This is a genomic window from Phormidesmis sp. 146-12, from assembly GCF_052939495.1.
Map to the genome: position 1 here is coordinate 1 of NZ_JBJPHS010000098.1, position 21,968 is coordinate 21,968.

The window sequence follows — 21,968 nt, forward strand, 5'->3', positions numbered from 1 at the left end:
AGGGTCGCTTCTCTTAGCCTACATTTCCTTCCCATAGAATAAATCAACCCTACCCATTCTGGGGGACTTTGAGGAAGAAATCCTGTCCGAAAGTCCCCCAGAATTGGGGGGTTGGGGGCTTACAGGTGTAGGTTTGTGGTTAAGCAATCAAGAAGAGGTGAGGGTGAGCGTTAAGGTGGGCTGCGGGATGAGTGGGGGCATCTCAATGGGAAGATGATGATACAAAATCAGCGGCAGCCAAAGTAAGCCCACCGCAAAGCAAGAGAGACGACGCAATTGTGGATGGCGAGGCGGTGGGCGATTGGGTCGAGGATTGCGACCGTTGGGTAAGGCTTGTTGTTGCAGTTCTACTTTGGTTCCAAGTGTGAGCATCCATAGGGTGGCGACCGACATGGCTAACCCCATCCGCTCTGCGCGTTTTGGGTCGGTCATGCGTGAGGACTGCCCATGCCAGCCATCACTTTTGAAATCGCGATAGCCATCTTCAATCCACAGGCGGTAGCTGTACCACAAGCCCTCGGCTTGGTCAGTCGGCAGGTCAGTGACCACGAACCACGGGTCAGTATCGCCTTCGTCCCAGCGTGCGACCAGGGGACAATCGAGCGGATTGGTGCGAAAGCACCGCACTGCACCGCTCCAAGCTTGACCGAGCCGAATCCAGTCTTTGAGCAATTGCCAGTCGCCATTGGGGAGAACTTGGATTGTCTGATTCGGGTGTTGATTGATCCGCAAGAACGGATGCCACCCGACTGCCCTGATCGCGGCAAACAGCCAGTCGGCATACAAGCCTCGGTCAGCCCAAACCACCACCCGCCAGTCCGGTGGAACCCCGCCAGCCAGTTGAGCGAACAACGGCTCCCAGTAGGGTTGCCAGCGATCCAGTTGATTCCCAGGCACAATTTGTCAATGCGATCCCAAAACTCCACACCCTTAATCCCGTCACTTGCGATAGGCTGAGATTGCCAAATCATTCGCTGACAATCCGGTTCCAAGCTTTGAGCGAAGGGTCTTGTAGCATCTCTACTGCCTCCATACTGCTCTTCTTCTCATTATCGAATCGTTGGGGTCACTGCTCGCACCTTCACCACAAACCTACATCTGTAGGGGTTGGGGGGCAGAAGCGCTGAAGAACGAAGCGGAAAACCTCTTATCGAATTCACGTTATTTTAGGACTGCTTGCGTAGCATAAACCCCCCCGTAGCTGCCCAAATCAAGCGCAGAACGAGGGGATTCTAAACTAGCCCTTCAGAAACTCAAGCAGCGCCTGAGCATTCAAAAGTTTTGATTGCCCTCAGAAAAATCCTGCCCGATCGCAAGCTGCTTTTTACTTCTCTTAAGCTGTTTCCAAAGGGATTTAATTTCTCGGTAAGACTCTTCGGGTGTTAGCTTGCCCCCCGTCTCCAAACAGCAGACATAACTCACCTTCTGCGAAAACTCCTGCAAGTTTGCGTTAAAAACCAGGTTTTCAGGCTTCACCTCACCCCGATAACGGCTGAGAGGGTACAAAAAGTTGTGTTGATCTGCCATTGTTTTTTCCTTATCTACGATTGGTCAATCAGAGTTTCCTCGGTGCTATTTTTCCCCAATGTGAGCAGAGCATAGTATCAAATCGCCAACTTTAGCCAGCGATGATGCCCCGTGGGAAGTTTTCCAAGACGCAAGACTAAAACTGCGCTTTTACCCAAAGTTAACCTAATATTAACCTACTTCGTCAGAAACAATATCCATCTAAAGAAGTAAAAGAACTGCTCAGGTTACTCAAGGATTGAATCTATTTCTCCAAGGTGCGTTCTCGCTAACGATCGCCTGCACTACTTTGGCAATTCTCGAAACGCCGCCTGAGCCTCTCGCCGCAACCCTTCCGCAATCTTGAATAGCTCCAACCCTGTGTTGAGATGGTGATCATCGTAGTTGAGGCTAAAGTACTCTAGCTCTTCAATCCCGTCTGCCACCTGATTGAGACAATAGTAAAGATTGGCAGCCACACCCGCGACCGTCGGCGGATTGGGAAACGATCGAAACACCGTTTGCGCCTTACCCAACATCTGCCGACAGTCTTCGGTATACGCCTGAAACGCCTCCATCAACTCATCATCAAATGGGTCAGCCGATAGCTGCTTAATTTGCGCCCTCAAAGGACGAATAATTTGACCAAGTTGACGATTGACGGGCGTGTAGACCTTGTTTAGCCAAACCTTAAGGTGTTGATCAGAATCCGGTTCTGTTTGGCGTTTGCGTCGATAATGCGCTTGAGCGGCCGCATCGCGCTGTTGACGGTCTTCTACACTTTCTGCGCTGTAGCCTGCTGACCCCAATCGAGAATAGTAAGAGAGGTGGCGATCGTAAGAGTTGCGACTCTGGGGATCTCCCAATACTTCGTAAGCCGCGTTGATCTGGGTGATTTTGTCGTGATTTGCCGTTTGTGAGTTGCTGTCAGGGTGAAACAACTTTGCCAAACGCCGATAAGCTTGTTTGATCTCCGCTTGAGTGGCGTTTGGCTCAACGTCTAAGATTTGATAGTGACTGATTTGATAGGGATTCGAGTGTGCCATTCCCTCATTTTAAAGGGAGGAGGGAAGAGGGAGGAGGGAGGAAATTGAGAAGTTAAAATTTAATGATTTCCTCAATTTAGCCCACTGTAGAGAGGGTGAGTTCGGGGTCTTGAAAGAGGGCAGTGCTGAGATACCGTTCGCCAAAACTGGGTTGGATCATCACGATCAGCTTGCCTGCATTTTCGGGACGCTTGCCGATATCGATCGCCGCCTTCAAGGCCGCCCCACTCGAAATTCCTGACAATAAGCCTTCTTCACGAGCCATGCGCCGACTAAACGCGATCGCTTGATCATCCGAAACGGTGATTACTTCATCGATCAAATTCACATTCAACACAGGCGGAATAAACCCCGCGCCGATGCCTTGAATCTTATGAGGGCCAGGGCGACCTCCCGAAATTACAGGACTGTTCGTGGGTTCAACAGCGATCGCCTTAAATGAAGGTTTGCGCTGTTTGAGAACCTCTGCCACACCTGTGATCGTTCCACCCGTCCCAACGCCTGCGACGACAAAATCAACTTGTCCATCGGTGTCCTGCCAGATTTCTTCGGCGGTCGTTTCTCGGTGAACTTTGGGGTTTGCCGGATTGCGAAACTGTTGCAGCATATAAGCATGAGGCGTAGTATCGACAATCTGCTGCGCCCGTTGAATACAACCTCCCATCCCCTCAATTCCGGGGGTCAACTCTAACTCGGCACCATAGGCCCGCAGCATGGCTCGACGCTCAGAACTCATCGTTTCGGGCATCGTCAAAATTAGACGGTAGCCCTTCGCAGCAGCGGCCATCGCCAGCGCAATCCCCGTATTTCCAGAAGTCGGCTCCACCAAAACAGTTTTCCCAGGCGTGATCAACCCCTCATCTTCAGCAGCGGTGATCATGCTAATGCCAATCCGATCCTTCACCGAGGCAGACGGATTCATCCCTTCCAGCTTAACAAGAATTTGAGCCACGCAGCCCTCGGCTTGCGGAATCCGATTTAGTTGCACCAGCGGAGTCGAGCCAATCAGTTGGGTGACATTTTGAGCAATACGCATAGGAGGTTTTGGGTGGGGAGCTAATTTCTTTAGGTGCTTTTTAGATGTAGTACATAAAATCGAGCTGCCGTCTGGAGTCACGGCGATCGCACAAATCTTTGAGCGTATATTTTTGCAAAATAGTATTAGCAGCTTGATGAGCTTCTTGCCAAATCTCAAAGATTACAGCACCTTCGAGGGTTTTTGTCTGCTTGGCATCACTATCTTTTTCGGCAGGCTTACCCTCCAAACCATCCAGGCAAGCGACGACATCCAGCAGCGTAATCTTCCAGGGTTCTCTTGCCAGAGTATATCCCCCTTTTGCGCCGCGCTGCGATCGTACCAGTCCGCCTCGTCTGAGGGTAGCCAGAAGTTGTTCGAGGTAGCGATCGGGAATGTTTTGTTGAGCAGAAATTTGCCGAATCTGCAACGGCTCACCACTGTCGTAGTGAACGGCCAGTTCGATCAGCGCCAAGATTGCGTACTCGCTTTTACACGAAAGTTCCACAGGTCAAATCCACGGTAAGAGGAAGATGGGCAAGTGATCCCCACGTTTCTAGTATACCCCGGTTTATCGCTGGGGTTTAGTTAGTTTGACGAAAAGCCCAAAAAAAAGCCCCGTGTAACACGAGGCCTTGATCGAAAATTTATCAAAACGGTCTAGAACGTGAAGGTTGTCCGCACGGTGCCCACGTAGGTCGTGTCGTTGGCGTTGTTGTGTTCTGGGTTAAAGATTACCAAAAGACCCGGTGTGATTGAGATGTTGTCGTTTAGCTGATAGCGGTATAGCCCTTCTAGGTGGAAGGAAGTCCCGCGATCGAGGCGACGGTTGCCCGTTAGCGGATCGTTGTAATCGGTGCTGGTCAGCTTAGGCGGCATTCCGAAGATAATCCCTGCCAAGTTGCCTTTTTTGCCCAGATCCGGGAACGCCAGCGCGACGGCCCAGTTCCAAAGTGAAGCGTTGTCGCCTTCAGCAGCGACCTGTCTCGCGGCCGCACCTGCACCCAACACGAGGTTCTCTTCAGCCCGTGCCTCTGTGTAGCCAACCCAGCCAGCCAGCGCAATTCCGGGGGTGAGACGAATATTTCCTTGAACCCCGAAGTGGTTGCCAGTAGTAGGCGTTGCTGCAAAAGGACGATCGCCAAAGTCACTGCCGATCACACCAGCCAGCGGATTGTTGTTGGTGTCGCGGTTATAAGAGCGAACGTAAGTAAAGCCCAAGCCGATGTCTCTGGTTGGCTGGAAAGCAACCTGCGCCAGGAAAGCGTTGGAGCCGTTGAACAGACCGTTTTTATCAGTCGGATCGTTTGCGCCTCTGGCAGAAAAGCCTGCTGACACAGTGAACTGCTCGCTTGGCTTAAAGTTGATGGTGGCACCCGCGCCCCCTGCACCTTGACGGTAGATAGGGTTAAAGCGACCAAAGCGCGAAATCGATCCTTGACCGCTACTCGCCAATAGCGGATTGAAGGTGGGTACGTTGTCGTAAAACTCAAGGCCAACTGCATCAACTTGGATGGTAGATCTGCCTAGCGGAAAGCGATAAAACGCTTTATCAATCTCTGCCTCATTGTCATCGTTACCGTCAAAGCTAGAGCGGGTCATATTGGTTCCCGTTACAGCGCGGCCAAAGGGAACAACGTTTCGGGCTTGGATGCGGGTCAACAGCAAGTCTTTGCCAGTAAAGCTGGTGTTTAAGGAGAGACGGACGCGATTGCTGAAGGTTGTGTTTTCTCGCACGTTAGCACCCGCACCCAGGAGTGCAACCTCAGCAGCCCGTGTGCTGATCCCCCGTTCAATTCTCCGTGAAGCATCTGAGTTGATCGCTGTCTCGTCACCGAGAGCACCTGAAACCGCGAAAATGGCTTCTCCTCTCAGTTTGGTGGTGGTTGAGAACTGTTGTTTTTCTAAGGTGGTGGCGCGAGCTTCTAGAGAATCGACGCGACCGCGCAGGGTGGCCAATTCAGCGGCGAATTCTTCTTGAAGTTTTTGCAGAGTCGCCAGGTCTTCTTTTTTGACCAGATCTGCGGTAGATGCGGCGATTAGCTCGTTGACGCGATCGAGACAAGCATTCACCCCAGCCGCAAACTCAAAGCGAGTCATCGCCCGGTTACCACGGTAGGTTTTGTCTGGATAGCCTGCGATACAGCCGTAGCGCTCAACGAGAGATTGCAGTGCCTGGAAAGCCCAATCGGTGGGGCGCACGTCAGAAAGTTGAGAAACTGAGGTCACTTGACCCGCTTCGACGTTACCAGTGCCTTCGCTGCTGTAGGTTTTTACCTGGTCGAGAGAGGCCGCATCGGATTTAGACGTATCTGATTTGGTCGCATCGGAAAATTGAACGGGGACGGATGCGCTCAGGGGGGCAGCTTCTGGCTTAGGTGCGTCAGTTGCAGTTGCAGCACCTATGGTGATCAGCCCAGCGGAGACAGTCAGCGTAGCACTCAAAAGAGCCGGGGTCGCAAGCAGCGATTTCCACAAATTGTTAGACATAATTCACTTCCGTATTCACACCATTGAGATCGAGTCGCCTACAAACACCTGATGACACAAGAGGCAGTTGAGGAGGTTCTTGGTTTTCTTCCGGGTAGGGAGAAGTTACATGAACAGCCACAGTATAGCTCAGTACAATTCGCAATCCTTGAATGATCAAAATTTCTAATCGCTCTTTTACCTGCCCTGTGTGGGGATTGTAGCTCTCATGAGGATTTGTTATCAGAAGCTTTATTCATCAAATCTTTATAGATTAGGAAAGTTGATAAATAGAAAACAAGCGATTTTGAGAAATCTGACCCGCGATCGCCCTCATTTGCTTCTAGATCTTTAGCCGACGATAGAGGTCGCGAGGCTTGAGATGAGTACGATCGCTAGAGAGTTGTCATTTAAAAACAGGAAACGATGAAATTTGTGACCGATCCACCGATCGCACTGAAGATTCAAAAAATGAAGGAGCGGGTGCGGTGGCAATCTTCGCCCATTCTCGATCGTGGGATTGATCAAACTCGACTGGTATTGGCGGATCAGACAGATGATCCTGAGTTTTCGTTTTTAGTGATTGGCGACAGCGGCTCTGGGCAACATCGGGGCTATAGTCCTCAGCGACGAATCGCAGAACAAATGCTGGCTCACCGCAAGGATTGCCGATTTCTTTTGCACACAGGCGATGTGATTTATTTGGTTGGCTCCAGCGAGTTTTATCTCAAAAATTTCATTCAGCCATACCGAGAGTTTCTAGTCGGCGGAGAGCAGTACAAGCAGATTGCTCACGATCGCATGGTGTTTAATTTTCCGTTTCTCCCGGTTCCCGGAAACCATGATTATTATGACCTGCCGTTGTTTTATGGGTTAGCCATTCAAGCGACGTATCCGATTCGCAGGCTGTTGCAATCAAAGCTAGATTTTGACATGGGTTGGCACGGTTCTTTTCAAGGGAAGGCGTATGCTCAGGCGTTTCTCGATGTGTTGAAACCTTTGGAAGCGCGCGGGTTGCTAGAGGAGCATCTCGATCGCCACTACACCGCTCAAACTAAAACGGGACGCTGTTTGCGATATGAAACTGGCAAATTCACTCGCTTGCCCAATCGCTATTACACCTTTCGTCAAGGCGGCGTTGATTTTTTTGCGTTAGATTCCAACACGTTTAATGAGCCTGCTCCACTGCCAAAAACCGAGGAAGGACAGGAATATCGCCGGACGCTAGAAAATCGCTACGCCGCTCTAGAGATAGAAATGCAGCAGTTGATGGAAGAGGCAGCCAAGCTCAATGAGAACCGTTCCGAAGAGAGCGATCGCCTGCATGACATTCGTACCAAGCTGGAGCAAACCGAAGAAATGCAGCGAGACATCAACAAACAACTGACGGTTGAGACGGTCGTTACCGACGTTGAGCAATTAGATTGGTTGTGCGATCGCTTGATTGAGTCGTGGCAAACTCCGGGTGTGCGGGGACGGGTGCTATTTTTTCATCATCCGCCCTATGTAACCGAGGCGACCAAGTGGCACCAGGCGCAAACGTTGGCGGTGAGGCGGGCGATTCGACAGGTGTTGGATCGGGTTGCAAAAGCGGTGGGATCGCAGGCAGAGGTCCGCCCGATCGTCGATCTCGTTCTCAACGGACACGCTCACTGTCTGGAATATCTACGCACGGTTGACACGGGTCATGCGGATGCCAACACCAATTGGATCGTCTGTGGGGGCAGTGGCTACAGTCTCCGGCGGCAGCGCATCGAAGGCGACAATGTAACCGAAAGTCTGGACGGCTCCTGGGAAGAAAAACTAGTTGCCAAATCCCAGTTGTTTATCGGGCGAGAAGGTCGAGGGTCGCAAAAGCACCGTCCCTATTCGTTTTTGAGAATTGATGTGCAAGCGGGAGAGCCAGTCAAGTTTGTCGTGCGGCCGTTTGTGTCAGAGCGGTTTATGGGCAAGTGGAGCGATCGAGCGTTGCCAGAGTTCACGATTTAGAGGCGAGATGACTTTAGAGGAAATGGCTCGGTTTCTCAATTGGTTTTTTGGCGTGCATCGGTATTCAGAAGAAGTGGGGGGCATCTATCGATTGTCCTCCCGTCCAGTTCATAGAGTCGGGTTGCTTTTGGAGCCGTTTCCAGAAATTTCAGCGTGGGTCAGTCACCAACAATTAGATGCGATCTTTCTGCATCGCCCCTGGAAGTTAGCGGATGATTTTCCAGTTGAGGTCGGCGTGATTTCTTACCATTTAGCGTTTGACGAACGGTTGACGATCGGATTCAATCCTCGATTGGCGGAAGCGTTGTGTCTCTCTGATTTAGAGGTTTTGGGCAAAAAAGAAGGACGCTCGATCGGCATGATTGGCAACGCTCCCATTCAAGAATTCACACAATGCTGTCAGCAGGTCAGCGAAGTTTTTGAGGGTCTTAAGAAGAAAATTCCTCCTCAAAAAACCTCTGTTTCTAGAGTTGCTGTTGTGGGTGCGATGACCGATCCTCTGATTCGGGAAGCCTCAAAGCGAGGTGCAGCAGTCTACATCACAGGACAATTTCGACCTACGGCAGAGTCAGCGGTTGTAGAAACGGGACTGGGGATCATCGAAGTCGGCCATCAACGCTGTGAACGGTGGGGATTGCGATCGCTAGCAGGCGTATTACAAGAACGTTGGGGCGAATTGACCATAGTTATGAGAGAGGATTTTTAATTTCAAGGGCACCAGATTTGCAAAACTCGTCCCATAATTTTCTGATTGAGCCAGGGCGTGTTGAGCGATCGCGACTTGAGGCTTTGGCGATCGACGATCCACTCCTCTTGCGGATCAAATAATATAAGCTCGGCAGGTTGATCCGGCAGAATGGGGCTGATTTTTTGTCCGAGACAGTTGGCAGGACGATCGCTCAGACTGTGCCAGAGATCCAAAGCTGACCATTGGTGCGTTTCGACAAAGGCTTGCCAAAGTAGAGGAAGGGCAAATTCGAGTCCGATCGCGCCCGTCGGAGCTTCTGAGAAGGCAACGGTTTTTTCTTCATAGGTGAAAGGGCTGTGGTCGACGGCGATCGCATCCAACGTTCCGTCTCGAACCGCTTGAATTAAAGCGACTCGGTCAGCAGGATTGCCCAACGGTGGGTCAAGCCGCAGATTGGGGTCATAAGTGCCCAAAGATTTTGTATCAAACAGCAAATGCATCCAGGAAGTGCTGGCGGTGATGGGCAGTCCGCGAGATTTGGCTTGACGGATCAGATCCACACCACGAGCCGTCGAAATTCGCATCAAGTGAACGGGGGTTCCAATGTCTGCCACACATTCCAACAGCGCAGCCAGAGGAGCCGTCTCCGCAATCGTAGGACTCCCCGGCAACCCAAACCGCATCGAATTCGCTCCTTCTCGCACCACGCCATTTCCGACTAGGGAACGATCGCAGGCATACAGCGCGATCGGTTGATTCAAAGGGCCAAGATATTCGAGTAGGCGGCGCAGCAGAGCAGAGTTAGCGATCGGCTTGCCGTCAGAGAATCCAGTCACCCCACAGGCGGCGAGTTCTGCGAGTTCGGTCATTTGTTGACCTTGGGTGTCGAGGGTGAGAGCAGCCCAGCAGGAGAGGAGGGAGGAGGGATGAGGGATGAGGGAGGAGTGGGTTTTGAGCCAGGTGACGGCGGCGGGGGTGTCGATCGCTGGGTTGGTGTCAGGCAAAATATTGAGACGGGTGAATCCTCCGGCAGCGGCAGCCTGCATCAAAGATTCCAAGCTTTCTCGTTCTTCAAAGCCTGGCTCTCCGCTGTGACTATAGAGATCAATCAGCCCGGGCCCCAGTACCAACCCCTGAGAAGGCTGAATCTGCGTACCTGAAGGAAGGTCAGTTAAGTGGGGAGCGATCGCCCGAATCACTCCATTCTCCATCAACACATCCATCACCTGATCACTGTCAGCAACCGGATCGATCAGTCGGACTTGTTGGAGAAGCAGCATACCTAAAGCGCTCCTGCGGCCGTCTTGTCTAACACGCCCCCTAAATGAGTGGTGATGTTCATGGCTTGAAGCGTGGCAGGTGCGTCTACACCATATTGATAGTCGATGACGCTGACGGCTCCATTGCCTTGCTTAAAGTTCCAGAAGGACTCTGCCCCCAATCCCGCGACGTGACAGAGAATCGCCTTGTTGATCGCATCGTGAGCGACGACAAGAATCGTGCAGGGTTCAGGATGAGATTCTACGATCGCTCTCCACCCTGCGATCGCCCGCTCCCACACCTGCTGCAAATTTTCTCCTTCGGGCATCTGAACCGTTTCGGGATGCTGCTGCCACTGATGTAATAAGCCTGGATAAGAAGACTCGATTTCGGCTTCTAGCTTGCCTTCCCAGAGTCCGTGGCTGATTTCTCGCAGGTCGTCTCTCAGATCTAGCGCTAGATCAGAATGATGTTTGAGAATGATTTCAGCCGTCTCTTTGGGGCGCAGCATCGAGCTACTGATCGCGAAATCGATCGGCACCGATTTGAGAAATTCTGCGGCCTGGTGAGCTTGCGATCGTCCATTCTCATTCAACGGCACGTCAATTTGTCCTTGAAAGCGGCCTTGTCGATTCCAATCAGTTTCACCATGTCGCACCAACAGTAGACGCGGGCCCTGACGATGGGGACGAGACTTGGGCAGCGTTTCGCCCAGATGAGACGTAATATTCAGCGACTCGATTTGTACAGGCTGACCCAACTCACCCGAAAAGTTGAGAACGCTAATCCCACAATTAGAGACTTGAATCTGTTGATAAGCTTCTGGAGGCAAGCCGATCGCCGTATTGATTAGCGATCGATTAATTCCACTGTGCGCTACGACTAGAATGGTCTGCCCAACATGAGCGGGTAAAACTGCCTGCCAAAATTTTTGCGCTTGTGCATACACTGCCAGGATGGGAAAAAAATCTTCAACCCCTTGCTCTGACGGCACACTCATCTTTAGTAAATGGGGCTGACTGAGCCAATCGCGATACTCATCAGGAAACTTAGCCTCGACTTCAGAAAACAGCATTCCTTCCCAAAGCGGCAAACTAATTTCCTTAAGGTTGTCGGTTGTTTGCAGCGTTGGTGTGTCTTCCAAATTAGCCAAGATCAAGTCGGCGGTCTGTTTGGCTCGTTGCAGAGGGCTGCTATAAACCGCATCAAATGAGATTCCGCGCAACGCACTAGCCACCTGGACTGCCATGCTTTCTCCTTTTGCGGTCAGCAGCGACAAATCACAGTGACCTTGCACTCTGCGATCGACGTTGTAGCTACTTTCACCGTGACGAACCAGTATGACGCGAGTAGTCAAGCAGAATCCTCCTTGGATGAGTGAGGGGTGAGGAGTGAGGGGTGAGGAGTGAGGAGTAGATTACAGAATGATCTAGAGAATGTCTGACGACAATGACTTAAAGGTGACTCAAAAACTTAAACGTGTCTCAAATATTTGCTCCAACTCCTCACTCCTCACCCCTCACTCCTCACCTCTTCTTGCCACGAAGATTCTACCTTGTCCCGCGCTCTCCTTACCATTTCTGCTAAGTTTGTCCACAGGGGCACATGTCGCACTGATGAGGAAAGTTCATGACGGTGAAGCGGTTACTTTTGGGCGCGTTGACGGTATTGGCGATCGTACTCGTAGTCGGAGATCTGATCAGTAGCTGGAACCGGCCCCAGTTTAACAATCGGCTAGAACTCTATGAAACGGATCTGTTGCTGCAAGCGTCCCAATGGCGAGGTGAACCCGATGCCGAAACGGCTCAAAAGGCGCTGTCAGGCGTTGATCCCCTCAAAACGGCGCTAGAGCAATATCAGAAATCTCGTGAAAGTGCCCAAAAAGCGGTTGATGTGACGAAAGTTCGGTTAACACAGCCTGTTCCAGACTCCTCGATCGTTCAAACTCCCCCCGCGACTCAAAAACAGCTTGCTCGACAACAATCGTTTGTAGATGAGTTGGATCTGAGAATTGGACTGTTGCAAACTCAGCAAGAAAAAGTTAACCAGGCGCTCAAAACTTGGGAACCGATCGCCGATCGTTCTTCCACCGCTTCAATTCTCACGGGATTATGGAGTGATCCGCCGCGCTTAATTCCCAATGCCGAGGCTCAGATTCAAAAAAACCTCAACGGATGGTTTCGCTATCGCGCGTTGAATCAGCTTTATCAGTTACAGCAGCGATCGGACGCAATTCGCCAACTCGAAGTCACAGAACAGCAGATCGCCAAACAAGCCTTTTTTAAGTGGGCGATCGCCAATCTGATTCCGACGGCTTTGGGCTTTTCGGGGTTAGCGCTGCTAATTTTCTTGATTGGTCAGTGGTTAGTGCGCGGCAAGCAAGCGATTTTTTCGGGCACTAATCAGATCACCTGGACGACTCCCTGGGACGGCGAAATCGTCTGGCAAGTGCTGGTGATTGGCTTTTTCTTTGTCGGGCAAATTCTCTTACCATTGGGTATTCAAATCGTCCGGGATCAGCTAAAACTCAGCCCCGAAGCCTTTGGTGAACGAGGAAAAGCGGCTTATTTTTTGATTACCTATCTGCTTCTATCGTCCGGCGGCTTAACCGTTTTATACCTGTCGATCAAGCCTTTTTTGCCGCTTCCCGACGGCTGGTTTCGCGCCACTCTTAGAGGCAAATGGTTTTTGTGGGGATTTGGCGGCTATTTGGCGGCGTTTCCTTTAGTGATCATTGTTTCGTTATTAAATCAGCGAATCTGGCAGGGGCAGGGAGGCAGCAATCCGATTTTACCGATCGCCCTCGAAGGCAAGGACACACTAGCGATCGCCACCTTTTTTATTACCGCAGCGATCGCCGCTCCGATTTTTGAAGAAATCCTGTTTCGCGGATTTTTGTTGCCGTCTCTGACGCGCTATTTTTCGACCTGGCAAGCGATTTTGTTGAGCAGTTTTTTGTTTGCGATCGTTCACCTCAGCTTGTCAGAAGTCCTGCCCCTAATGACGTTGGGCGTTGTCTTAGGATTTGTCTACACTCGCACCCAAAATATTCTCGCTTCAATGCTGCTGCACAGTCTGTGGAATAGCGGCACCTTGTTGAGTCTGTTTATTTTAGGCAGTGGTTCTCAATGAATTGATTTGGCAAAAACGCTCAATCTCAAAAGCTCATGTTTCGTCAGGTTTCTGTAGAGAAATCTTCTGGATTAACGTCCCAATTAACCCACTGAATGGCTTCTTTTGCAGAATTCATATTAGGAGGCACTCGCAAAATGTGAATAAATTGAGTGCTGGGACAGGTCATTTTTAGGAGAAAAATTGGCTCAACGTCGATATTAGAATCAATTTTTAGCAGTGAATATTCTCGCCATGAATCTAACTCGATCGCACCCAGTTCTTGATAAATTCGTTCATAACCTACGCCCTCAATTAACACTCGCCTAAGTTCAGCGTTTCTCTCAGATAAAAGCCACTCTGCACGCCATTGATTTGGATGCAACTTACCATAGGTTTCTGGTAGCGTAATGCCGTGATGGGCATATAGCCTAAATCCATCTGCGTACTCTAAAGCTGGCTCTCCCTCGGCATGAAGGCGGTCTTGATTATCTAATAAAAGTCGAATGGGACGATCGCAAACTAAACAAGCATTGTCTGCAAAAATGACCCAACCACACTCCTGCTTGACGCTTTGAAAGGCTGACCACTTCGCTTGATCGATCTCACAATTCAGCACAGAAACGCAAAAGTCTAGCCAAGTACAAAAATCATAATTTTCTTCGGTAAGACTGTTTCTAAAAAAGGCAGTAATTAACCAGGGTTCTTTGTGCCGTTCCCAGAGCCAGTTAATTAATCGAGGTCGGAACTGAACAAATGGTGAAGCTTGCCTGCCGGGATCGCTCAACTCAATCCACAGTTTACGAATGATCGGCTGAGTGAGTTGTTTTTCGACTAAAGGTGACAATTGCGCTCTAAGGAAGCGCGTTAGAGGATGACACAATTGATAATCTAAGCAGAACACAAACGGCTTTTCGAGAACCATTACCAGAACTTGAATCAAAGACAGCGCCAAACAGACAATCAGCAGAATCGCTCCCAGATGCAGAAACTGCGGAGACTGCATGAATTGAGGCAAACCGATCGCTGTAAGAAAGGCACCAACTACAAACAGTGTCGCAAACAGAGACCATGCCATAAGCACACAAAACCCAGTGAGAGCAAGGTTAGGGAAAAAAGTTGATGAACCAATAAAGTTTCTTACTTTCCACCAGTACTTGGTGCTTTTTTTGAGAGATTTCTTGAACACTTGAAACGCTGAGGTGTGACCTTCAAAAAACAGAATTTCAGGTGCAGATTTGCCGATCGCTGCATACAAATCTCTCACCGCTGCTGCGGCTTTTTCACGGTCGATCGGCTCAGTTCTGTACTCCATGCGTCGCCATTTTTCTCGATAGATTGAAAACTGACTCGCTTGCTCCGGAGTCAGTTGTTTAATCCGCGACATAGCGCCATCCCTCTGGCTCATATTCGCGCTGAATCCTCACCATCCAGGAGCCTTGCGGAATGTGAACGGGCTGATGTTCTTCGTGAGTCAAGGTCGCTGTTTCGGAATCAATTCTCAAATACAAAACGCTGTCTTGCTCAAACAGAATCGCTTTGCCATCGCTGATGCGGTGTCTGTGTCCCGTCACTTCGCCTTCTGCCAGCGTCAAATGAGGCAACTTTTTGCCCTGAATCTGCTGGGTTGGCAATAAAATCACGTCGCCCTGTCGAATCGGTTGCATAAAATCTCCTTTGAAGAATAAGGAAGCAAACAGTCGATCGAGCTTTGACACGTAACTCTAAATCTCAAAAATCTTGAAAACTCAAGCTGATTCTAATCAAAATTACTGACCTTTCTCCACTCATTGCCTCGGCGAAAATAGATTCCCTAAGATTTAATTCGTAAAATTTCTCCTGATTTGTAAAATTCACTCCGTAAAACTGCGATAGCCCGGTAGTCTTCAGAGTTTCGCGGGCACACTGAGATGGAATGTTATCAATTTACTCAAATCTCACGAGGCTTATATGACCACTGGAACCTCCAACGACGCAAACAAAAAAGTTACGGCTGGCATTTGCGGAATTTTGATCGGCGCTTTAGGCATTCATAAGTTCATTTTGGGCTACAAGACAGAAGGGCTGATCATGCTCTTGGTGAGTGTTTTGACCATCGGAATTGCCTCTCCCATCATGGGCATCATTGGCTTAATCGAAGGCATCATCTACCTGACAAAAAGCGATGATGAATTCATCAGCACCTACATTTCAGGCAAGAAGGGCTGGTTCTAGCACGGGTAGAAATCCTGGTTTTATCTCATTGCCGTTCTGCAAGACATGGAGCCAGGGTTTCCGCTTTTCTTAGATTGCTCAGTCCTCACTCAACGCCCCACCATGAATAAACCTAAAAAATTACTGTCGATCGCCTTCTTCACCCTGCTCGGTGCCGGATATTTCACTACATTTTCTAATCTAGAAGTTGACTTTTTTATCAAAAATTATCTGATATTGGTGCCGATTCAGCTAACGGCGCTGATTTACTGGTTCGGTTGGCAACGCACCTCTGCCAAACCTGAGATTGAAAAAAATTAAGATTTTTCGGACGATCGCACAAAACTTCATCTACGCTCAAGAAAGGAGTCATGTTGATGTTTACGCCGCGATCCGATGCAAACCACGCCCAAAACCGTTGACCACTCTTCAGAAACGATTACGCTTGATGTCAGTGGCATGATGTGTGCTGGCTGCGTCAAAACAGTCGAAACTCAGCTTAGTCAACAGCCAGAAGTCATTACCGCAAGCGTCAATCTGGTCACCGAACTCGCCACCGTCGAATGTCGATCGGGCACCGATGCCAAACTGCTCGCCGACAAGCTAACCGAAGCTGGATTTCCGAGTCAGCCACACGGTTTGCACACCGAAGACTCCACATTTGTTGACCCCACAGAACGGCGACGCATCCAGGCAACCCAACAAACCCGACGACTGACGATCGCCCTCTGTCTGCTAATTTTCTCGACGATCGGACACCTCAATCAGCTACTTGGCATTGAGATTCCCCTTCTGACCAACATTTGGTTTCACTGTGGATTGGCAGCGCTTGCGCTATTGGTGCCGGGGCGATCGATGATCCTCGATGGTTGGCAAGGTCTGCGCCGCAACGCGCCCAACATGAATACGCTCGTCAGCCTGGGAACTATCACCGCCTTTACGGCCAGCTTGATTGCGCTCCTTTTTCCACAGCTTGGTTGGGAATGCTTTTTTGACGAACCTGTGATGCTGGTCGGCTTTATTCTCCTCGGTCGGACGCTAGAACAGCAAGCCAAAGGTCGCGCCGCTTCCGCAATCCAGGCCCTCTTAGCTCTCCAGCCCCAAACCGCCCGCCTCATAGAACGAGAAGCCCAACCTCCTCACGCCTCACCGCTAACTTCTCACGCTTTTACCGAAATCGCCGTCGATCGCGTTCAACTCGGTCAATGGCTACAGGTGCTTCCCGGTGAAAAAATCCCCGTTGATGGAGAAGTGGTCGTCGGGCAGACAACTGTCGATGAATCGATGCTGACAGGGGAGCCTGTGCCCGTACAGAAACAACCCGGCGATCGCCTCTCGGCTGGCACGCTCAATCAATCAGGCGCGATCGCGCTTCGGGTTACTCGGATTGGCAAAGACACTACCCTGGCTAAAATCATTCATCTCGTCGAAGATGCCCAGGCGCGCAAGGCTCCCATTCAACAGCTTGCCGATACTGTCGCGGGATACTTTACCTATGGCGTGATGGCGATCGCCCTGCTCACCTTTCTCTTTTGGTACTTTGTCGGCACTCAGGTTTGGCCAGATGTCTTGATGGCCAGCAGATCCCTGGGGAGCGAACATGCGCTGATGCACACCGTGATGTCTCACGCGATCCATCCGACTCCCCTGCTTCTGAGCCTCAAGCTGGCGATCGCCGTTCTAGTGATTGCCTGTCCCTGTGCGCTCGGATTGGCCACCCCCACCGCCATTCTCGTTGGTTCAGGAATTGGAGCCGAACGGGGACTGCTGATTCGAGGAGGCGACGTGTTGGAGCGAGTCCATCAACTGGATACGATCGTCTTCGACAAAACAGGAACCCTAACGATCGGGCAGCCCACCCTCACTGACTGCATTCCGCTTGATGAAGGCTCAGATCTGCACGAGCGACAAACGGCCCTACTTCAAATCGCCGCCACCGTTGAGAAGGGCACCCGACATCCTTTAGCAGACGCAATTCTCAAAGCCGCCCAACAACAAAAGATCCCATTACTCACGGCTCAAGACTTTCATACAGAGCCAGGGTTCGGTGTATCTGCTCAGGTGGTGCTGTCTCCTGAACCTCCTCAAACGATCTGGCTGGGAACCTTTGACTGGATGCAAAAAAACGGAATCTGCGTCAGTGATGCCCTGCAAACTCAAGTAAAAACCCTCTCAGCCCAGGGGAAAACCGTAGTCTATCTGGCAAATCACACCACCCTAATCGGACTCATCGCCGTCAAAGACGAAATCCGATCGGATGCCAAAGACACGATCCAAACCCTACAAGCGATGGGACTGCGCGTCATGATGCTCACGGGCGATCGCCCCGAAACCGCCCAACTCGTCGCCCAGACGATCGGCATCCCCCCCGAAAACGTCTTATCAGAAGTCCGCCCCCAACAAAAAGCAGAAGTCGTGCGATCGCTGCAACACTCATCTCTCCCTCCTCCCTCCTCCCTCCTCCCTCCTCTCTCCTCCCTCCTCCCTCCTCCCTCCTCCCTCCTCCCTCCTCTCTCCTCCCTCCTCCCTCCTCCCTCCTCCCTCCTCACCTCAGTCGCAATGGTCGGAGACGGCATCAATGATGCCCCAGCCTTGGCCCAGTCCGATGTCGGAATTGCCCTCCAATCCGGAACCGATGTCGCCGTTGAGACAGCCGGGATTATCTTGATGCGCGATCGCCTCTCTGATGTTGTGGGTGCAATTTGTCTCAGCCGTGCAACGTTTGGTAAAATCCAACAGAATTTGTTCTGGGCATTTGCCTATAATCTATTGGGGATTCCTATCGCGGCAGGTGTTCTGCTTCCCAAGTTTGGGATTTTACTCAGCCCAGCAGCGGCAGGTGCTTTAATGGCGTTTAGCTCTGTGAGCGTGGTGACTAATTCTCTTTTACTACGGCAGGCTTTTTCTACGCCCCAGCAGTAAGGCGATCGCCCCCCTCGCGTCTCGGATGAAAGCCCAGTTTTCTACTGTCAGGGTTAACTGTTAATAACTAAATAGTGCATCTGCCAGCCGACTGTTTTAGTCTCTTGAGGCGTATGTCGGTTCAGTAATTGCACTGAGTCCTCCCTTAACCAGTCGGGTATCTTAGCTCAGTAGGTTGCACCTCAACTTTAGTCACCTAGCCACCTATCAGATTTTTCATGCCCTCAGAACCGCATCAAAATCATCTCATCATTATCGAAGACGACAAAGGGCGACGAGAATTTGTTCTCGATGGGCCAGTGTATTCGATCGGTCGAGACCCTAAGTGTGACATTCGTCTGGTGTCGCAGTTTGTTTCGCGTCGTCACGCCACACTGTTGCAACTGCCTAACGAGGATGGCACCTATTATTATCGAATCGTCGATGGCAACCTCAAAGGCAAGCCGAGTGCCAATGGTCTATTGATCAACGGTCGCAAACTGCAAACCCACGATCTCCATAATGAAGATGAGGTTGTCTTTGGCCCTCAAGTGCGGGCGATCTACTACCTGCTCAAACGAGACGCAATTTTGACGGTGCCGCCGGATGAGTTTGATATTACGCTGATCAGCCCCAATATGGTGGGCGACCCAGAAGATTGATCCTTTACCTTTCAAAAATCTGAGCAGAATTGGGTTTCACCATTAAGTTCAGGCATAGAAAGGTTAGTGCTGCGGCGGGTTAAATCTCTTATAAAGGAGCAGCGATCGCCCTTAGCGACTCACGGCTACAAGACTTCTCAACCCAATGTTCGACTAGATGAAATTGACAATTTATACTGTCAACTAGTGAACTTAATTTTTGATTAGGACGCTAAAGGATTTATTCGCTGGTTTTACAATGCCTTCAGATCCTCACCAAAGTCACCTGCTGATCATTAAAGATGATGTGGGAGAGCGATCGCTTCCCCTGGAGCAAACTCGCTACTCGATCGGCAGAGATCCCACTTGCAGTATTCGACTGATCTCTCAATTTGTCTCGCGCCATCATGCCACCCTAGAACAGCGATTTCACTCTGATGGCAGCTTCTACTACCACATTTCTGACGGCGATTCTCAAGGGCAACCAAGTGCCAATGGGCTATTGATCAATGGTCGAAAACTGCGATCGCGCGATCTAGAAAACAAAGACGAAGTGATTTTTGGCCCTCACGTCCAGGTCGTCTACTATCTGTTCAAGCGAGAGGGCTTCCACACCACGCCGCCCGATGAATTTGAAGATATTACGTTGATCAATCCGAGGACAGCGGGGCAACTTCCAGAGGACTACGACCAAAAAGACTTTAAGAAAGTCTCAGACGACGGTGAAGAAGAGCCAGAGGAGTTAAAAGATTTGTAAAGACGAAATCACAGAAGCGAAGCGGCTTCTCAAGCGATCGCTGCCTTTGTTAGCCGCCGACGGTTTCTATCAGTTTCCAGTGCTGGTTATCGCTGACAGCGCGGCTGACCTGATTAAACATTTGACGACAGTGATTGTCTACTTGAAGTGGCAATTCTTCATTTTTAATCACAAAATTCATCCGAATTTCTTCGTCTGTTGCAGTCGTTTTGTCGATCAAAACTTCAACCGTCACCAACTTTGGAAATGAGACTTGACCTGGCACCTCGCGCGCCATCATATAATCTCCGGTGTCATAGATCACGTCTAAATTGCAGGACTCCAGGGTCTCATTCAACACTCGCGGAAGGTTATTGACAGAAATTGCGACGGTGAACAAACAAGTATAACGAGCCATAATCAACCCCAAGCGTGCGATAAGCGAATCCCTACCCATGATACGTTCCTAACCTGCGTTTGCAGAATGCCGCTTAGGACAATCTCATGACAAGATTCAAAGTAAGTGTTTTCTCATAAGCCTTATGACCTTTATAGCGGATTACTTGCAGAGTGAGTTATTCTGCGAGGGCGAAAAGAAAGAGAGCGATGAGAGGTTGTCTGCGATGATCTGTTCCCCCTTTGGGGGTAATACGCTTGGCGAGAGGAATGAGGGATGAAGGGTAAGTTGATTGTGTTTGAGGGGGGTGAGGGGTGTGGGAAGACGACACAGCTTCAGCGATCGTATCAGTGGCTCTTGACGAGTGGCTGGGTGGCAAAACTTCAGTCAGAAGGTCGGGTCAAAGATTTAGTCGTGACTCGCGAACCGGGGGGGACAACGCTAGGAGTGGGCATTCGTCAATTATTGCTCAGTCCTGCTAAAGAGCCGATCGCTGATCGTGCCGAGTTGCTGTTGTATGCTGCTGATCGCGCCCAGCATGTCGATGAATTTTTGCGGCCTCAATTAACAGAAGGAACGATCATTTTGTGCGATCGCTACACCGATTCGACGATCGCGTACCAGGGCTATGGGCGAGGATTAGACCGATCGCTGATCGATCACCTCAACAAAATCGCAACCGCTGGACTGCAAAGCAATCTAACGATCTGGCTGGATCTAGATGCAGAATTAGGATTGGCAAGAACCCAGAAACGAGGGGTCAGCGATCGCATTGAGCAAGCTGATCTAGGCTTTCATCGTCGCGTCCAGCAGGGCTTTGCAGCGTTGGCCCAGTCTCACCCCGATCGAATTACGAGAATTGATGCCAGCCGCACCGAACTAGAAGTCGCCGAACAGATCGAAGCCGTCCTCAGCCAATCTCTAAGCCGCTGGTACAGCTAGCTTCAACCCATCGAAACTATTTTCTCCCCCTCCCTCCTCCCTCCTCCCTCCTCACCCCTCACTCCTCACCCCCATGTCCGCCTTCACCTCTCTAATCGGTCAACCTCAAGCCGTCGAATTGCTGTCGCAAGCGATCGCCCGAAATCGAATTGCGCCCGCTTATTTGTTTGCAGGGTCTTCTGGAATTGGTAAACGGTTGGCCGCCGAATCGTTTGCAACCCTGCTGTTGGGGGACGATCGACGGGTCAAACAGCGCAATCACCCCGATCTGTTGTGGGTCGAGCCAACTTATTTGCATCAAGGCAAGCGATTGTCTCCTACAGAAGCCGAAGCCGCAGGGGTCAAGAAAAAAACGCCGCCGCAAGTCCGGTTAGAGCAGATTCGAGAGATTACGCGATTTTTGAGTCGTCCGCCGTTAGAGGCAGCGCGATCGCTTGTGATTATCGATCAAGCCAACACGATGGCCGAGCCTGCCGCCAATGCATTACTCAAAACCCTGGAAGAACCTGGACAGGCGACGTTAATTCTTTTGGCTCCCAGTTCTGATGCGCTGTTGCCGACGCTGGTTTCTCGGTGTCAAAAAATTCCTTTTTATCGGCTCGATCGCGCACAAATGGCCCAGGTGCTAGAAAAAATAGGGCAGGAAGAAATTTTGCAGCGTCCAGAAGTGTTGGCATTAGCGCAGGGCAGTCCGGGAGCCGCGATCGCCCATTGGCAACAACTGCAAACCATTCCCCAGGAGATTCTTTTGGCAGCCACTCAGCGACCTCGATCGCTCAAAGAGGCGTTAACGATCGCCCGTCAAATCAGCAAAACCCTGGATTCTGACGCTCAACTTTGGCTTGTGGACTATCTCCAACAAATCTACTGGCAGCAGTCTGTCGGAGTGATTTCTCTCCAGCAGTTAGAAAAAGCCAGAGAATATCTGCTGGTCGCCCAATCACAGCTAGTTTGGGAAGTCACGATGATGGGAATGATGCAGCCTTAGCTGACGTGAATTCGATGAAATCTTTCGCTGTGGTTGTTAATCCAGGCAGCCCCCTAAATCCCCCACGAGTGAGGGACTTTGAACCA

21 protein-coding genes are annotated in these 21,968 nt (G+C 50.6%); 10 read left to right on the forward strand and 11 right to left on the reverse strand.

Annotated features, from left to right (window positions below):
- Positions 1–147: 147 nt before the first annotated feature.
- The 6 genes from ACKFKF_RS27640 to ACKFKF_RS27665 all read right to left on the reverse strand — a co-directional run bounded on the left by ACKFKF_RS27640 (position 148) and on the right by ACKFKF_RS27665 (position 6,057).
- Complete coding sequence (locus tag ACKFKF_RS27640; RefSeq protein ID WP_446870589.1) at positions 148–897, reverse strand: transposase; 750 nt, start codon at positions 895–897, stop codon at positions 148–150.
- A 375-nt stretch (positions 898–1,272) separates the two neighbouring features.
- Positions 1,273–1,527 (reverse strand): DUF7219 family protein, encoded by a 255-nt coding sequence (locus ACKFKF_RS27645; protein WP_446857540.1) that lies wholly within the window; start codon positions 1,525–1,527, stop codon positions 1,273–1,275.
- Between the two features lie 284 nt (positions 1,528–1,811).
- Complete coding sequence (locus ACKFKF_RS27650) at positions 1,812–2,552, reverse strand: J domain-containing protein (RefSeq protein ID WP_446870590.1); 741 nt, start codon at positions 2,550–2,552, stop codon at positions 1,812–1,814.
- A gap of 76 nt (positions 2,553–2,628) precedes the next feature.
- Positions 2,629–3,588: a cysteine synthase A gene (cysK, locus tag ACKFKF_RS27655; protein ID WP_446870591.1), complete on the reverse strand. Its 960-nt coding sequence runs from the start codon at positions 3,586–3,588 to the stop codon at positions 2,629–2,631.
- 40 nt (positions 3,589–3,628) lie between these two features.
- Complete coding sequence (locus ACKFKF_RS27660) at positions 3,629–4,075, reverse strand: RrF2 family transcriptional regulator (RefSeq protein WP_446857537.1); 447 nt, start codon at positions 4,073–4,075, stop codon at positions 3,629–3,631.
- A 152-nt stretch (positions 4,076–4,227) separates the two neighbouring features.
- On the reverse strand, positions 4,228–6,057 hold the full coding sequence (locus ACKFKF_RS27665) for an iron uptake porin (RefSeq protein WP_446870592.1): 1,830 nt from the start codon (positions 6,055–6,057) through the stop codon (positions 4,228–4,230).
- A 405-nt stretch (positions 6,058–6,462) separates the two neighbouring features.
- On the opposite strand from ACKFKF_RS27665, the gene ACKFKF_RS27670 reads away from it, so the two are divergent.
- Positions 6,463–8,025 (forward strand): metallophosphoesterase family protein, encoded by a 1,563-nt coding sequence (locus ACKFKF_RS27670; protein ID WP_446870593.1) that lies wholly within the window; start codon positions 6,463–6,465, stop codon positions 8,023–8,025.
- 7 nt (positions 8,026–8,032) lie between these two features.
- A complete protein-coding gene (locus tag ACKFKF_RS27675; RefSeq protein WP_446870594.1) occupies positions 8,033–8,731 on the forward strand; it encodes a Nif3-like dinuclear metal center hexameric protein in 699 nt (232 codons plus the stop codon).
- Between the two features lie 2 nt (positions 8,732–8,733).
- Here ACKFKF_RS27675 and ACKFKF_RS27680 read toward each other — a convergent pair whose 3' ends face one another.
- Both ACKFKF_RS27680 and ACKFKF_RS27685 read right to left on the reverse strand, forming a co-directional pair.
- Positions 8,734–9,993, reverse strand: a complete 1,260-nt coding sequence (locus ACKFKF_RS27680; protein WP_446870595.1) for a dihydroorotase — start codon at positions 9,991–9,993, stop codon at positions 8,734–8,736.
- A 2-nt stretch (positions 9,994–9,995) separates the two neighbouring features.
- Entirely contained in the window at positions 9,996–11,330 is a 1,335-nt protein-coding gene (locus ACKFKF_RS27685) for a histidine phosphatase family protein (RefSeq protein WP_446870596.1), read from the reverse strand.
- A gap of 272 nt (positions 11,331–11,602) precedes the next feature.
- On the opposite strand from ACKFKF_RS27685, the gene ACKFKF_RS27690 reads away from it, so the two are divergent.
- Complete coding sequence (locus ACKFKF_RS27690) at positions 11,603–13,105, forward strand: CPBP family intramembrane glutamic endopeptidase (RefSeq protein ID WP_446870597.1); 1,503 nt, start codon at positions 11,603–11,605, stop codon at positions 13,103–13,105.
- Between the two features lie 43 nt (positions 13,106–13,148).
- Here ACKFKF_RS27690 and ACKFKF_RS27695 read toward each other — a convergent pair whose 3' ends face one another.
- Positions 13,149–14,471 (reverse strand): DUF6745 domain-containing protein, encoded by a 1,323-nt coding sequence (locus ACKFKF_RS27695; RefSeq protein ID WP_446870598.1) that lies wholly within the window; start codon positions 14,469–14,471, stop codon positions 13,149–13,151.
- A complete protein-coding gene (locus ACKFKF_RS27700) occupies positions 14,458–14,751 on the reverse strand; it encodes a hypothetical protein (protein WP_446870599.1) in 294 nt (97 codons plus the stop codon). The genes ACKFKF_RS27695 and ACKFKF_RS27700 overlap by 14 nt, the downstream gene beginning before the upstream one ends.
- A gap of 283 nt (positions 14,752–15,034) precedes the next feature.
- On the opposite strand from ACKFKF_RS27700, the gene ACKFKF_RS27705 reads away from it, so the two are divergent.
- The 5 genes from ACKFKF_RS27705 to ACKFKF_RS27725 all read left to right on the forward strand — a co-directional run bounded on the left by ACKFKF_RS27705 (position 15,035) and on the right by ACKFKF_RS27725 (position 19,576).
- The gene (locus ACKFKF_RS27705) at positions 15,035–15,298 is read left to right on the forward strand and encodes a TM2 domain-containing protein (RefSeq protein ID WP_446870600.1); all 264 of its coding nucleotides are present in this window, start codon (positions 15,035–15,037) and stop codon (positions 15,296–15,298) included.
- A gap of 102 nt (positions 15,299–15,400) precedes the next feature.
- Entirely contained in the window at positions 15,401–15,598 is a 198-nt protein-coding gene (locus ACKFKF_RS27710; RefSeq protein WP_446870601.1) for a hypothetical protein, read from the forward strand.
- Positions 15,599–15,673: 75 nt separating this feature from the next.
- Positions 15,674–18,199: a heavy metal translocating P-type ATPase gene (locus ACKFKF_RS27715; RefSeq protein ID WP_446870602.1), complete on the forward strand. Its 2,526-nt coding sequence runs from the start codon at positions 15,674–15,676 to the stop codon at positions 18,197–18,199.
- Positions 18,200–18,417: 218 nt separating this feature from the next.
- A complete protein-coding gene (locus ACKFKF_RS27720; RefSeq protein WP_446857528.1) occupies positions 18,418–18,840 on the forward strand; it encodes an FHA domain-containing protein in 423 nt (140 codons plus the stop codon).
- Positions 18,841–19,078: 238 nt separating this feature from the next.
- Positions 19,079–19,576 (forward strand): FHA domain-containing protein, encoded by a 498-nt coding sequence (locus tag ACKFKF_RS27725; RefSeq protein ID WP_446857527.1) that lies wholly within the window; start codon positions 19,079–19,081, stop codon positions 19,574–19,576.
- 49 nt (positions 19,577–19,625) lie between these two features.
- Here the strand turns inward: ACKFKF_RS27725 and ACKFKF_RS27730 are convergent, their stop codons facing one another.
- Positions 19,626–19,973, reverse strand: coding sequence for a hypothetical protein (locus ACKFKF_RS27730; protein WP_446857526.1), 348 nt, complete (start codon positions 19,971–19,973; stop codon positions 19,626–19,628).
- A 255-nt stretch (positions 19,974–20,228) separates the two neighbouring features.
- Between ACKFKF_RS27730 and tmk the strand changes: the two genes are divergently transcribed.
- Positions 20,229–20,894, forward strand: a complete 666-nt coding sequence (tmk, locus tag ACKFKF_RS27735; protein ID WP_446870603.1) for a dTMP kinase — start codon at positions 20,229–20,231, stop codon at positions 20,892–20,894.
- A 73-nt stretch (positions 20,895–20,967) separates the two neighbouring features.
- Entirely contained in the window at positions 20,968–21,882 is a 915-nt protein-coding gene (locus ACKFKF_RS27740) for a DNA polymerase III subunit delta' (protein WP_446870604.1), read from the forward strand.
- Positions 21,883–21,968: the final 86 nt, after the last annotated feature.